The organism is Paenibacillus sp. J2L1-98 (assembly GCF_056269405.1).
In genome coordinates this window covers 224,622-237,032 of the sequence record NZ_JBWDNW010000003.1, presented here as the reverse complement: position 1 = coordinate 237,032, position 12,411 = coordinate 224,622, and the positions used below count along the sequence as shown (strand labels likewise).

General features: G+C 46.7%; 13 protein-coding genes. 3 read left to right on the top strand and 10 right to left on the bottom strand.

Annotated features, from left to right (window positions below; all coding sequences use genetic code 11):
* Positions 1 to 5 precede the first annotated feature (5 nt).
* On the bottom strand, positions 6 to 899 hold the full coding sequence (locus AC0YNZ_RS09355) for a fumarylacetoacetate hydrolase family protein (protein ID WP_475826348.1): 894 nt from the start codon (positions 897 to 899) through the stop codon (positions 6 to 8).
* A 144-nt stretch (positions 900 to 1,043) separates the two neighbouring features.
* Between AC0YNZ_RS09355 and AC0YNZ_RS09350 the strand changes: the two genes are divergently transcribed.
* Positions 1,044 to 1,868, top strand: coding sequence for a polysaccharide deacetylase family protein (locus AC0YNZ_RS09350; protein ID WP_475826347.1), 825 nt, complete (start codon positions 1,044 to 1,046; stop codon positions 1,866 to 1,868).
* 66 nt (positions 1,869 to 1,934) lie between these two features.
* Here AC0YNZ_RS09350 and AC0YNZ_RS09345 read toward each other — a convergent pair whose 3' ends face one another.
* The 9 genes from AC0YNZ_RS09345 to yicI all read right to left on the bottom strand — a co-directional run bounded on the left by AC0YNZ_RS09345 (position 1,935) and on the right by yicI (position 10,860).
* Complete coding sequence (locus AC0YNZ_RS09345; protein WP_475826346.1) at positions 1,935 to 2,570, bottom strand: 3D domain-containing protein; 636 nt, start codon at positions 2,568 to 2,570, stop codon at positions 1,935 to 1,937.
* Positions 2,571 to 2,684: 114 nt separating this feature from the next.
* Complete coding sequence (locus AC0YNZ_RS09340) at positions 2,685 to 3,521, bottom strand: CAP domain-containing protein (RefSeq protein WP_475826345.1); 837 nt, start codon at positions 3,519 to 3,521, stop codon at positions 2,685 to 2,687.
* A gap of 230 nt (positions 3,522 to 3,751) precedes the next feature.
* Positions 3,752 to 4,441: a peptidoglycan recognition protein family protein gene (locus AC0YNZ_RS09335; RefSeq protein WP_475826344.1), complete on the bottom strand. Its 690-nt coding sequence runs from the start codon at positions 4,439 to 4,441 to the stop codon at positions 3,752 to 3,754.
* A gap of 145 nt (positions 4,442 to 4,586) precedes the next feature.
* On the bottom strand, positions 4,587 to 5,423 hold the full coding sequence (locus AC0YNZ_RS09330; RefSeq protein ID WP_475826343.1) for a DUF4097 family beta strand repeat-containing protein: 837 nt from the start codon (positions 5,421 to 5,423) through the stop codon (positions 4,587 to 4,589).
* On the bottom strand, positions 5,420 to 5,977 hold the full coding sequence (locus AC0YNZ_RS09325; protein ID WP_475826342.1) for an HAAS signaling domain-containing protein: 558 nt from the start codon (positions 5,975 to 5,977) through the stop codon (positions 5,420 to 5,422). The genes AC0YNZ_RS09330 and AC0YNZ_RS09325 overlap by 4 nt, the downstream gene beginning before the upstream one ends.
* A complete protein-coding gene (locus AC0YNZ_RS09320; protein ID WP_475826341.1) occupies positions 5,974 to 6,294 on the bottom strand; it encodes a PadR family transcriptional regulator in 321 nt (106 codons plus the stop codon). The genes AC0YNZ_RS09325 and AC0YNZ_RS09320 overlap by 4 nt, the downstream gene beginning before the upstream one ends.
* 213 nt (positions 6,295 to 6,507) lie before the next feature.
* On the bottom strand, positions 6,508 to 7,533 hold the full coding sequence (locus AC0YNZ_RS09315) for a Gfo/Idh/MocA family protein (protein WP_475826340.1): 1,026 nt from the start codon (positions 7,531 to 7,533) through the stop codon (positions 6,508 to 6,510).
* Positions 7,534 to 7,563: 30 nt separating this feature from the next.
* A complete protein-coding gene (locus tag AC0YNZ_RS09310) occupies positions 7,564 to 8,334 on the bottom strand; it encodes a sugar phosphate isomerase/epimerase family protein (protein ID WP_056641390.1) in 771 nt (256 codons plus the stop codon).
* Positions 8,335 to 8,538: 204 nt separating this feature from the next.
* The gene (yicI, locus tag AC0YNZ_RS09305) at positions 8,539 to 10,860 is read right to left on the bottom strand and encodes an alpha-xylosidase (RefSeq protein WP_475826339.1); all 2,322 of its coding nucleotides are present in this window, start codon (positions 10,858 to 10,860) and stop codon (positions 8,539 to 8,541) included.
* A 171-nt stretch (positions 10,861 to 11,031) separates the two neighbouring features.
* Here yicI and AC0YNZ_RS09300 point away from each other — a divergent pair, with 171 nt between their 5' ends.
* Both AC0YNZ_RS09300 and AC0YNZ_RS09295 read left to right on the top strand, forming a co-directional pair.
* Positions 11,032 to 11,943 carry an AraC family transcriptional regulator gene (locus AC0YNZ_RS09300; RefSeq protein WP_475826338.1) on the top strand — a complete coding sequence of 304 codons (912 nt, stop codon included), beginning with the start codon at positions 11,032 to 11,034 and terminating at the stop codon, positions 11,941 to 11,943.
* A 140-nt stretch (positions 11,944 to 12,083) separates the two neighbouring features.
* Positions 12,084 to 12,311 (top strand): hypothetical protein, encoded by a 228-nt coding sequence (locus AC0YNZ_RS09295; protein WP_056641398.1) that lies wholly within the window; start codon positions 12,084 to 12,086, stop codon positions 12,309 to 12,311.
* The last annotated feature ends 100 nt before the right edge of the window (positions 12,312 to 12,411 follow it).

The window sequence follows — 12,411 nt, the reverse complement described above, 5'->3', positions numbered from 1 at the left end:
GATTATCAATTAGATGAGGTCATCGTAACGGAGAGCTCTCCCAGCTGTTCGATTTGGACCGTAACCGCATCGCCGGACTTCAAATACACGCGTTGATCCTTCGGATAACCGATCGCTACACCTTCAGGCGTTCCTGTTAAAATAATGTCGCCGGGCACGAGAGTCATATGCCTCGATATGTAGCTAATAATCGAGCGGCATGAGAATATCATGTCTGCCGTATTGGAATGCTGCTTTTGAATGCCATTAACGCTGCATGAAATGGTCAGCTTATCCGGATCGGCCACTTCATCCGAAGTAACGATATAGGGGCCGATTGGAGCAAACCCGTCGCAGCTTTTGCCAAGCAGCCATTGGGATGTGCGGCGCTGCAAGTTTCGAGCGGATAAATCATTCGCACAGCTATAACCGAAGACGTAGTCAAGTGCTTCGGCTTCTTCAATATTTTTGGCGGATTTCCCGATAATAATCGCCAGCTCCGCTTCGTAATCAACCTCATTGCTTGTTTGAGGCAGCTCAATAATATCGCCATGCGCGCTAAGCGCATTCGCGAACTTATTGAACAGTATAGGCGAGGTCGGGATTTCTGCCTTCGTTTCCTCTGCATGCTTGCGGTAATTTAAGCCGACGCAAATAATTTTTTGCGGATTCGTAACGACTGGCGCAAAGGAGAGGTTCGTTTCTTCAAGTATGTAAGCGGTTTTACAATTATCCAATACGGCTTTCATTACTGTTTCAAGCTGTGCAGCAGCCTCTACTCCGCCTCCGATAGCCTCTTCTATCGATTGAGGGGCAGCCAGGCCCAATGCTTGTGATGCAGCGGCAACATCGATAACCCCTTTCTCCACCTTCAGACCGAGCCTCAATTCGTTCGATTGCTTATACTGCAGAAGCTTCATTCACATGCTCTCCTTTGTATGAAAAATAACATCTTCATTCATCTTAAGCCCCCTTTTTTTTATTGTAAAGCGCATGAAAGCAAAACCAAGGGGTAAAATAGCGGCACAGCTCATTTATCATTTAATCGCGGGGACTGATGCAGCATGTGGAAAGCACCACAAAAAATATGGATGCCTATTGCGGCATTGGCTTTAATAGGATGCATGCTGCTTTGTCTAACGGCCGATTCATTTGCAGCTTCTGCCAGCGGACGGCAGCTTGCTCCATCCAAATCAGCTAAGGTCGCAAAGAAACGGCACGCAGCCGACATGTCATGGGTAAAGCTCCACAAGCAATTTCCGAGCTCCTTTCTACTGAATGGACCTCGTCATACGAAGCAAATTGCGCTTACTTTCGATGATGCTCCCGATCCTAAATATACACCGGCTATTTTAGATATATTAGCAGAGCATGAAGTTTGCGCCACTTTCTTTTTGGTTGGCAATCGCGCAGCCAAAAATCCTTCGATCGTGAAACGGATACATAACGAAGGGCATATTATCGGTAATCATTCTTACGACCATGCTGAGTTATCAACCCTTTCCTTAACGAATTTTCAAAAGCAAATTTGGAGAACCGATGCTATTATCAAAAGCATGATCGGCTACTCTCCGCACTTTATCCGTCCCCCCTATGGTGAATTGCTGCCGCAGCAGGTGAAATGGAGTGAGCAGGCCGGCTTTACCATCGTCAATTGGGATGTGGACTCCGTAGATTGGAAGAACAATCCAAGCAGCGAAACGGTAATCCAAAATATAAAAAAAACACTTCAATCAGGTTCGATCGTGCTTCAACATGCAGGAGGAGGAATCGGCCAAGATTTATCCGGCACGGTTAATGCACTGCCGCAGCTTATTCAGCTTCTCCGGAGCAAAGGCTATGAGCTCGTAACGCTCCCCGAGCTTATTGGACAATCCGCCGCCCGCTAGCACAGCAAGAGCAAAAAAACCGGCAATCCGCACATCATGAGCGGGTTACCGGTTTTTCCTTGCTTATTATTCTAAAACGAACACTTTAACGTTTTGAATACCAAACGACATGGCTTGACTCGATGTGCCCGGTACGAAAATATCGACACGATTGCCTTTAATCGCGCTGCCGGTGTCCGTTGCTGTCGCAACCATGCCACCCGTGGGCAAACCGTTATAATCGTAGCCAGTAACATAGAGCTTCGTGCCAAGCGGGATCAATTTCGGATCAACCGCAATCGTGCCGACCTTAAGCTTATTCCCAAAATAATCGACGGGACCCCAACCATTTTCCGATGCCGCTGAAGTATAAGCAGTAGCCTGTACGATTAACGCTTTAGAGTAAGCGTATTCTTTACCATTCATGGCAGTAACCGATTTCGAGGTATTAGCAGACGCTGCCTTCAGCGTTACCGGTTTTTTGGCTGCTTCAGCTTTCGCGGACGGAATCGTAAGCTTTAAGCCTTTGTACAAGTTAAGCGGATTAATGTTTGGATTCGCTTCCATCAATGTATCTAAAGGTACATTATACTTCTTGGAAAGCTTCCAGAATGTATCATTGTCAGTCGCTATATGTGTTTTTGAAGCTGCGTCAACCGTTCCAGCCGCCATCATGACGGAAATCCCAATTAATGCTGCTGCTAAAGTACGTCTTTTAAACATGCGGTAAATCCTCCTGTGCTCTTCCGAAGTTTCACAACTACGGCAGCGTTATTGTAAAAAATCGTTAAGGGCGACAAGCGCCCTTAACGGTTATCCGTTATTGAAGTGAGACGATTAGCCGGTAAATTCTTGCACCCATTCGCCGTTCACATAACCAACGCCGATTTTAGAGAAGTTAGGGCTAAGAATGTTCGCGCGGTGACCAGCACTGTTCATCCATGCCGTCATAACCTCTTGCGGTGTTCTTTGACCGGAAGCAATATTCTCACCAGCGTAGGAATAAGTTACGCCGAAAGAACGCATCATATCAAATGGCGAGCCGTAAGTCGGCGAATTGTGGCTGAAATAGTTGTTAACGTCCATGTCTCTTGCTTTCTCAACAGCTACCTTCGTGAGCAAAGCATCCGTCTTCAAAGCCGACAATCCTGCCTTCGCACGCTCCTGGTTTACTAAGTTGATTACTTGCGTTTGGAATGCAGTCGAGCTGGAAACTCCAGCGCTCGCGTTGCCAGTGCCTGTACTAGGTTTAGTCGTAGTACCAGTACCTGTGCTTGGTTTTGTTACCGTACCCGTTCCTGTGCTTGGTTTTGTTACTGTGCCAGTGCCTGTGCTTGGCTTAGTTACTGTGCCAGTACCTGTGCTTGGTTTTGTAACTGTACCCGTTCCTGTGCTTGGCTGTGTTGCTCCTGTAGAACCGCCTGCAGTTGGGAATTGAATCGTACCTCCATTAAGCAGCTTGCTAAGATCTATACCGTATCTATCTGCAATTTGTTTAAATGTATCTTGGCTAATCGTATTTTGACTAAACATATTTTGATTAAACGGACAGTTATAGTTGGAGAATGTGTTCACAGCCGGTGCTGCACCTGCCGTTGGAGCAGTAAAACCTGCGCCGATCACTGTTGCTGCGATAATGCTAGCGACACCTACACGTATTGGTTGCATCTTCATGAATAATTCCTCCTAATAAGATAAGTTTTTTATTCAAAACGTTTGTCCGCTGATGCCTTAATTCAGCAGCGCATCCGTTTTGTTTGCGTGTTGTTCTTCCCGACGCCACTTATCTTATCATGGGGTTTTGGCCGTTTCATGGCACAAAAACTGGTAATAGGTTAAAAACAGCTGGCAAAACAGCACCGTTACTGCATTATGAGAATATGCTCATCATGTTATTTTGCGCTTTATTCTAATTGACCGCTAGCTTTACGCAGTTCATTCGCCAATCGGTGAATTTCATCGCGCTCTGCTTTTGTGCCGGCAGCAAACCAAGCCGGAGACAGCCATGTAGCTATGATTTTATTCGCATCATCCGGACTCATAGCAGCGTTCCTCCAATTGCGAACGAGCTCTACGAATGGGGCTTTGCTAACCGAGTTACCCGGACAAGTTTTGGCCGGGTTCATTTCCCGATGAAACTTTATTTGATCGTCCGTCAGGTTCCACATCGTTAAGATTAGACTCGTAAGCTTTACGGCCGTAGCCAGCTGCGCACCCTCTAGCTTCTCAGCGCCAACGTCGAAATTTCCGATCATCTCGAACATAAACGGATGAATACGGTCTTCATCCGGGTCGTTATAGCCCACTGAAGATGCCGGCGGCGTAAGCAGGGAGCGCCCTTCCCATATAAAGCCGTCAGGATCGATGGTCGCATGCTGTGCGATATCGCCCCATTTTTGCGTAATCGTATGGAAACGCCACATCGCTTGAATGATCTTCATTTTATCCGTCGCTTTATAATAATCAGCAATCGTCGGCTTCCACGTTCCATGCACATGAACCTGCGAGAACTTTACCTGTGATACGAACGGCTTCAAATATTCAACATATTCCGCAAAAGTGAACCTGCGGAAGTTTTTGCGATCAACGGCCATCAGGCATCGCTTCCTTTCGGTTAAACAATTGCTACATCATATGCTTTCATGAAATGAACCGAAACGGCGGACAGGCAAAAAAGCAGACCACGGGTTATTTCGCGGCCTGCTTTTTGTACTAATAAAGCTATGTTCAAGCTTCAAATTATCTGCTGCCCAGCTTGACATTACCTACTTCCGATTGAATGTCGATTTGAATTTCTCCGCTTCCGATCATGCCGTCAACGACACTTTTGGAATCATTGCGGTCCGAGAAGCCATCCCATTCAACCTTACTGTTTCCGATGTCTTTCTGAATGCGGATTGCTGCGGATTGCGGATGCTTATCTACATTAATAGTGACATTGCCGGTATCCGATTTCAAACGAATATCATTTCGGATTTCCTTTGACTCCACGCGTATGTTACCCGTGTCCGTTTCACCATTTAAACGGCCTGCTCCGTCCGTTAACGTAACGTTGCCGGTATCCGATTCAAAGACGAATTGCCCGGTGCTGTAATTTGAAGCTTTTAAATTACCGGTATCCGATTTTACTTTTATTTCGTCCGCATTCAGCTGATCAATCACGATATTTCCTGTGTCCGATTCGATATTGACCGATTCCCACAGCTTCTCCGGCAGCTCAACCGTCAGCTTCAGATTAATAATTGAGATACCAACAAAAAAATGATTTTTTACGCTGCCCTCAATATAGAGCGTATCACCTTTCGGTTCAGCCTTTAGCACAATATTGTTTACATTTTTTTTGCTTGCGTTTCCTTCAAGCCGCAATTGAATGTCATCCGTCGTACCGCGCACAAACATCACATTAAACGTGTCGGTTTCCGTATGAACAGATCTGATCGCTGAAGCATCAACAGTCTTCTCCTGCAAATACGGCTCCCCTTTAAATTTCGTTAAATCGGTTTTGTCAAAAACAAAGAATGCGCAAAGCACTCCAATACCGAGCATAATAAGGGCTATTGCAGCCAGCTTCTTCATTTGTTGTTCCCCTTTACAATTCTCGTATTAAATTTCAAATATTTTAAGGTCATTTTATAAAAAGCCGCTGTGAGTGCCTTTAAACCGATTATGAGTAAAATAGTAATAGAGCTGGTAATCAAACCTAAAGTTAATGCCTGCGGGATAGTGAACGTTCCATTCCAAAGGCTCTCAAACACGATGCCGATACCCGCAATCCCGATTGCGACGGCTGAGGCCCATAGAGCGATCAATACGGCTGTCAGAGCCATGTACGGGCCGAGTGCAAAAATAATATTGAATAAGCCCAGGCTTACCGTTGCAAAGACCGCTCGCGAGAGCTTGCCGAAGCTGTTATTCGTCTCAGCCTGATCAACCCGGTAGACAAGCAGCAGCTCATTGGCAATGCTCCTCGGATCGCCCAGCTCGCGTGCAGCGTCCTCTTCGCTTTGACCATTTTCTACCGCTTGTTGAAAATGGATATAATAGTCATACAACCATTCCTTGCGCTGCGCTTCCGGAATAACTTTAAGCATGCTTTCCAGCTCCAGCATATATCGGTCTCTTGTCGTCATGGCTTTAGCCCTTCCTCTACGATTTCATTTACTGCTTGCGTGAAATTTTCCCACTCAGCGATCAGCTTGCGCATGTGGCTCCAGCCATCCGGCGTCAAATGATAATACTTGCGCGGAGGGCCTTCCGTTGATTCCTTCAAATAAGTCGAGAAGTAACCATCCTGGGTCAGCCTGTTCAGAAGCGGATAAACGCTGCCTACTGCTACCTCGAATTTTTCGGAAATTTTTACTGCCAGCTCATATCCGTAACGGTCTCCCCGCGTAGCTAATACAAGAACGCAAATTTCAAGCACGCCCTTTTTAAATTGAATGTTCATTTCTTGTCCTCCATTAGTTGAAGTGGAGCTAGTCAACGTCGTATGCTTCAATATAAAACATAGCTTGCTATTCAATATTATCGAATAGTGTGGCGCAGTTGTTTGCTATTTGTATAATTTACCATATGCTATTCTACATTGCAAGATAGTGTTTAAAAAAGAATACCTCCGGCATGACGGCTCGCGCGCGTCTTTCGGAGGTATTCAAGTTCATTAAGTTACACTTATAAATTTTCCTGTCGCTTGCGATTCGAATGCGCACAAAATGACTTTCAAGGACGCGCGGCCGTCTTCACCGCTTACTTCAGGCGTCGTGTTCGTTACAATGCTTTTCACGAAAGCATCAATAACCCCGCTTGTTTCTTGTTTATCATTCGTCGAAATAGCGCCTACTTTATGCTTCTCAATCGTTCCGTTGCGCAATTCAACAATAACTTGATCATCCGGATGCGTACCGATTTTCATAACGCCGTTCTCGCACCAGAGAATCGTGCTGTTGTCCTCACCTTTGTAGTAAGTCCAACTCGCAACAAGCGTACCGATTGCGCCGCTCTTCATGCGAAGCAAGCAGGACGAGTTATCATCAACTTCGGTACCTTTCTTGTCAAGCGTGCCGACAAATCCAGCCACTTCCGACACTTCATCATCCAGCATCCAGCGGATAAGATCGGATTTATGAACGCCAAGATCGCCCATTGCTCCCATAATCGCTTCCTCTTTACGGAAAAACCAGCTGTCCGCGCCGTCAACGCTCCAGCCGTCCGGTCCAGGGTGACCGAACGAAGTGCGGAAAGTAAGCACTTTTCCAAGAATTCCCGATTTCAGCACTTGTTTCGCTTTCACATGCGGCGGCATGAAGCGTTGGTTGTGGCCAACCATCAAATGAACGCCGTTTTTCTTAGCAGCTTCGATCATCGCTTCTGCTTCTTCGTCCGAAACAGCCATAGGTTTCTCTACAAGCACGTGAGCGCCTGCATTAGCAGCAGCAATGGACATAGACGCATGAAGCGCATTTGGCGTACAGACGCTGACTGCGTCAGGCTTAACTTCTGCCAGCATCGTTTCGAAATCCGCAAAAGCCTCGCCGCCATGCAGTTCAGCATATTTCTCAGCGCGCTCGATAACCGGGTCAACGAAAGCAACAAGCTCGACATTTTCATTAGCCGCATATTCCGGAATGTGACGGTATTTTGAAATGGAACCGCAACCTACAACTGCAACGCGTATTTTTGTTGTCATCTTTATATTCCCCTATCTAATTAAATTTGATTATTTGTTCAAATAATTCGTTTTCATCCATTCCATGCTTTCCGCAACGGCTTGCAGCGGCGGATTTGCGCATGTGTCCTGCTCGACGATAAGCCATTCTACGGATGCTTGCGAAGCAGCTTCAATGATTGACAGCAGCGGCAAATCACCGCGGCCCAGCTCAACCGTATCGATTTGCTTGCCTTTCTCGCCTGCACGGAAATCCTTCAGATGAAGAAGCGGCAAACGGCCTGCATATTTTGCAATGTAAGCTAGAGGATCGACGCCCGAATATTGCACCCAGCCGATATCCATCTCAACCTGCAAATACTGCGGATCGATGCGCTCATACAAAGCGTCAAAAACGATTTTACCATCTATTTCCACTTCAAATTCAAATTCATGATTATGGTAGGCGAAAGCGATGCCCGCTTCACGGAAACGCTTTCCGTACTCTTCAAATTTCACAAGATGGCCGCGCCATGCTTCTGTATCGCGAGCGTCAGCGGGCAACCAAGGGCAAATCGCATATTTGGCTCCGATCGTTTGAAGATAAGCGATTTCCTCGTCAAGGCGCTCTTCAAGAAGCTGCAAGCCGATGTGGCTGCCGATTGCTTTCAAATTAAGCTCTTGCAATAGGTCGCGCATCGCTTCTGCTTTGATATCTCCGTAGCCGGCAAATTCTACACCTTCATAGCCCATTGCAGCAATTTGGCGAAGCGTGCCTTCGAAATCCTGTGCCGTAGCATCTCGTACTGTGTACAATTGCAAACCAACATTCATTCGTGTCATGTGAGCTGATCTCCCTTATATCTTCTATTTTGATGTATTGGATTTTGCTTTACGACTTTCATTATATCGACAGTTCTATATGAAAAACAGCTGTTTAATTAGCCTTTTCTTATGCAATTTTGGTCAATGCCAGTTTAAATGAGCGAATAAAGACAGCTCTGACCCGCCCAACACAGGGCTGTGACAGAGCTGCTCTATTGTCAATTAAATGTTAATCGTAAATTCCAGCTGCTTCGATCCGGATGAAAGCTGTGCAACGCTGCCGCTTACTTGCGCTTGCACTCCTTCTATAGAAACGATGTCTCCAAGACCCTTCAGTGCGAACGAAAATGGTTTGCCGCTTCCGTTAACTTTAACCAAAATCGAGCTGCCTTGGCGGTTTGCAGATACCGTCAGCTCCGCAGCGCCTTTTACATCGCGAACTGTCGTTTCTGCGGATTTACCGTCTTCCAAGTTATGAAGCTCAAGCATTACGCCATCCGCATAGTCGTAATCCGGACGAACTTCATTTGCTCCAAGCGCAATAATCGAGTTTGGACGTACGAATAAAGGAAGACTGAAGAAATCATACTTCTCTTTGCGCCATGAGCCGCCCTGGACGATTTCGCTGGACAACAGATGCGTCCATTTGCCTGCAGGCAAATAATAAGTGACATTGCCTTGCTCGTTAAAAATAGGAGCTACGAGCAAAGAGTCGCCCAGCATATATTGACGATCAAGAATTTCACTTGTCGGATCTTCCGGAAATTCAAGAACCATGGCGCGCATCGAAGGCAAGCCCAGCTCGGTCGCTTGAACTGCCGTGTTGAACAAGTAAGGCATGATACGGCACTTCAGCTTCGTAAAGAAGCGAGTCACATCAACCGCTTCCGTATCGTATGCCCAAGGCACCCGGTACGATTTGCTTCCGTGAAGGCGGCTGTGGCTGGACAACAAGCCGAATGCCAGCCAACGCTTGAATACATGCTCAGGCGCTGTATTCTCAAACCCGCCAATGTCGTGACTCCAGAAGCCAAAGCCTGAAATGCCGAGCGACAAGCCGCCGCGCAAGCTTTCTGCCATCGACTCATAATCCGCGTAACAGTCGCCGCCCCAGTGAACCGGAAACTTTTGGCCGCCAGCCGTAGCCGAACGCGCGAACAAGGCTGCTTCGTTTTTGCCAAGCTTCTCTTCGAGCACTTCAAACACTACTTTATTGTAAAGCTGCGTGTAATAATTATGCATCTTCATCGGATCGGAACCGTCGAAGTAAGCAACATCCGTCGGGATACGCTCGCCGAAGTCTGTTTTAAAGCTGTCGACGCCCATGTCTACAAGCTCGCGCAAGTAGCCGGCATACCATTCGCATGCCGCCGGGTTCGTGAAATCGACGAGCGCCATGCCCGGCTGCCATAAATCCCATTGCCATACACTGCCGTTTGGCCGCTTCACCAAATAGCCGTTTTGCTTGCCTTCCTCGAATAAGCGTGAGCGCTGAGCGATATAAGGATTAATCCATACGCAAATTTTAAGCCCTTTTTCCTTCAAACGCGACAGCATGCCGACCGGATCCGGGAATACCCGTTCATCCCACTTGAAGTCCGTCCAGTGGAACTCGCGCATCCAGAAGCAGTCGAAGTGGAATACATGCAGCGGCAGGTCGCGCTCAGCCATACCGTCAACGAAGGAATTAACCGTTGCTTCATCATAATTGGTAGTAAACGATGTTGTGAGCCAAAGTCCGAAAGTCCATGCCGGCGGCAGTGAAGGCTTGCCTGTCAAATCGGTATATTTGTTAAGCACTTCCTTCATGCTTGGTCCGTCGATTATAAAATATTCGAGTGATTCGCCCGCAACGCAAAATTGCACCTTTTTCACTTTCTCCGAAGCGATCTCGAACGATACAAGCTCCGGGTGATTGACGAATACGCCGTAACCTTTATTCGTAATATAGAAAGGAACGTTTTTGTACGCTTGCTCGGAGCTTGTGCCTCCGTCTTTGTTCCATAGATCAACGACTTGTCCGTTTCTTACGAATGGCGTAAAGCGCTCGCCAAGGCCGTAAACCCATTCGCCAACGCCTACATCCAGCTCTTCGCGCATGAAGGTATTGCCGTTATTTTCTTTAATGTAAGCCATCGATTTTTGCGTGCTGCCGGTAATGCGCTCGCTGTCCCGGTAGAAATCTACTGCCCAAACCGGGCCTTTGCGGATATGCACGCTAAGATTGCCGCTTGTTAGAACGGCTTCTTTTTCATTTTCTTCAATAACGACGTGATCACCGGTTTGCGAGGAAAGCTCAAATACCGGACCGCGTTCCTGGGCACCCGCATGATGCACGAGCTTCACACCGATAATACCTGGCAGCGGAGAATGAAAATGAACCGTTAATAGCATCGTATCAAGCATATTTGAGCGCGTTACGATTGGCTGCGGAGATGCGTATGCCGTCAGCTTGCCATCATTTTGCTCGAAATCATGTACCTGTACAGCTCCTAATACTTTGTATTCATCACGAATGAGCCAGTTGCCGTCTGTAAATTTCATGGACTGAACCAACCTTCCTGTTATGTTTTATTTGCATTCCTACATAATTGCATTATACTGATACTTAATCGTATGAATCTAACATAATCATGCTCATCTATAGCACTATTCTGACGATAAGCCTCTAAGTAAGCCAATCATCTCGAATCAGACGCAGGAGGCCCTTGCAAAATGGATCAAACGACTCGTCATTCATTGAAGGAAGACCGTCTGCACGGCGACAACATGTTCCCGCTTGCAGCCTATTGGATTGAGCATCATGAGGCTGGCGTCCCCGTTCTTGATTGCCACTGGCATGCAGAGGCCGAATTTTTTTATGTGCTGTCCGGTGAAGTGCTGTTTCAGGTGGATACCGAATATTTTCCCGTTTGTGCGGGCGAGGCCGTATTTATAGACGGCGGCGATATTCATGCCGGACATGCACTTGGCGATAAGGCATGCTCATTTTGTGCAATTGTGTTCGACACTCACCTGCTTGCCAGCGCGAGCTATGATGCCGTGCAAGAACGCTTTATCTCGCCGCTTCAAGATAAGAAACGAACGTTTCCGAGACATATCCGGCCGAACACAGATTGGGAACGCGCTCTGCTGTGTCATTTGCAAAGCATCATGAACGCCTGTGAACGTCAGACGCCCGGTCTTGAAACAGCCGTGAAGGGACACTTCTACTTAATGCTTCATGAAATCGCAGCGGAAGGCTGCTTCTGCAACCGCAGCGAGGCGAGTACCGCCGACACGACGAAGATTGACAGGCTGAAGACAGCTATCGTCTATATGCAGCAAAATTTCCACCGTCCCATACGGATCTCAGAAATCGCCGATCAAATTCCGATGAGCGAAGGACAATTTTGCCGCTTCTTCAAAGCGATGACCAGACAAACGCCAATCGAGTACTTGAATGCCTACCGGATCAGGCAAGCAGCGGAGCTTCTGCTGCGGTCCGAGCTCAAAGTATCGGCGGTAGCGCTTGATGTAGGCTTCGATCATATTAGTTACTTCGTTAAAGTATTTCGCAAAATGATGAAATGTACACCTTCGCAGTTCCGCAAAAAACAGCTTGAAACGTTAGAACGCCGTCCATAATAAGCAAAAACGCTGTATTTAGCTGACTTTTTGCCAAAAGTTACAGCTTTGTAACCAAATACTCACCGAATTTTAAGAATTATTTAATAATTGTCAGTTACAATATAAAAAAAATCCTTCGCGGGATGGAGGTCTTTACCATGAAAACAATACTGATGTTCCAAAATAAAACGATACCAGTCTATTTAACCGATACGAATAAGCAAGCTATTGAAAAGCTTTCCGCTGTACTGAACCGCAAGCTGACAACAGGCAAAAACGCATTGAAAACTTGTATCAAGTCGTTAATTAGCGTGGAGATTGTAGGCAGTGAAGCTACGCTTCATTCCTATTTCGAGCGCGACACTCTAACCATTTCTCTTTACTAATCGAGCCTTTCCATAAATCGAACTTCTATTAATAAAAATGGGGTGTCCCAAAAGGCCTATACAGGTCTTACGGGACACCCCATTTTTATTTATGTCATTC